The sequence below is a fragment of the Streptomyces sp. NPDC023527 genome (genome assembly GCF_055560115.1).
Genome location: NZ_JBVHJJ010000018.1, coordinates 1 through 1,371 on the forward strand (window position 1 = coordinate 1; position 1,371 = coordinate 1,371).

Here is a 1,371-nt window from a genome sequence, read left to right on the forward strand (position 1 = left end):
TTGTCGTGGTGGGTGTTGGCCGTGTGCTTGTTGGTGTGGAGGGGTGGGTGTGGCCCCCCTTGTCTGGGTGGCGGCTGTGTCTGCCCGCCGCCGGGCCCCCTTTTTTTTGTGGGTCACCGGATCAGGTTCGGTCTCTGCCTTGCTGTGGGTGGGGGTGGGTCCTGCCGGGTTGGTGTCTGTGTCGCTCTGCTGGGGGTTCTGGTCGGTGTGGTGGGTGTGGGTTGTGTTGTCTGGTGGGTGACATGTCCGCCGAGGTTGATCAGGCCGTTGGGGTGGGGGTGGGTGTGGAGGTGGGAGCTGGTGCCCTGGTGGATGTTGAGGGGGCGGCCGAGTTGGTGGGTGAGTGCGATCGCGGCGGCTCCGGTGGCTTCGTCTTCGGTGATGTGGTCGCCGCGGCGGGGGAAGCCGCGTGCCCGGACTGTTCCTGCTTCCTTGTCTTGCCATGCCCAGGCGTAGAGCCAGCCTTGGCCTGGTGGTGGGGCGGGTAGTGCGTCGATCTCGGCGGGTGTGGCGTATTGGTGGGTGTGCCGTCCGGTCGCCCATGCGGGGTGGGCGCGTATCCAGGTCAGTTCTCCTTCGCGCCATGCCGGCACTTCGCCGGCGGGTGGGCGCAGGAGGGGTGTGTTGAGGAGGTGGGCGGCGCCGATGAGGGGGTGGCCGGCGAAGGGCAGGCGGGTGGTGGGGGTGTAGATGTCGAGGGTGGCGTGTGTGGTGTCGTCGATGAAGAGGGTTTCGCTGTAGCCGAGGGCGGCGGCCAGGCGTTGGCGCCGCTTGCGGCCGGGTATGGCCGTGCCGTCGCGGATGACGGCCAGGAGGTTGCCGCCCTGCTCGTCGTGCTGGCTGTGTTTGTTGGGCTGGGTGGGTGTGCCGAAGACGCGCAGTACCTCCACCTCCACCTCCACGTCTACCTCCACGTCCTCCTCGACCTCCGTGTCCGTGTCCGCGTGGACGTGGGCGTGGAGGTCGGTGTTGGTGTTGGTGTCGTGGTGGTTGGGGGGTGTTGTGGGGTTTGGGTTGGGGGTGTTGGGGGTGTTGGGGTTCATGGGGGTATTGAATCTCACCTGTTCCCAGGCCTGGTGTGGCGGTCGGCGGTCGGCGGTCGGCGGCCGGCGGGCGGGGGTGTGGGGGAGTGCTGGTGCGGGAACAGCCGCATCCGCATCCACATCCGAATCCGTAGTTGTGCCGGGTGGTTTTGCCTGTGCCCGGTGCCGCCGCCCCCGGTGGGGGAGTGCTGGTGCGGGACCACCCACATTCGTAGCTGTATCAGGCGGTCTTGTCCGCGTCCGGTGCCGCTGTCCCCTCTCCCCGGGGGGCGTTGGCTGTAGCCGTAGCCGTAGCCGTAGCCGTAGCTGTAGCTGTAGCTGTAGCCGT

At 67.9% G+C, this 1,371-nt stretch carries 1 protein-coding gene and 1 pseudogene; both read right to left on the reverse strand.

Annotated elements, in window-relative coordinates:
• Positions 1–113: 113 nt before the first annotated feature.
• Positions 114–890 carry a PhzF family phenazine biosynthesis protein gene (locus ACZ303_RS29240; protein WP_467343618.1) on the reverse strand — a complete coding sequence of 259 codons (777 nt, stop codon included), beginning with the start codon at positions 888–890 and terminating at the stop codon, positions 114–116.
• Between the two features lie 167 nt (positions 891–1,057).
• Positions 1,058–1,371 (reverse strand): annotated as a pseudogene (locus ACZ303_RS29245) (hypothetical protein); the annotation flags it as partial.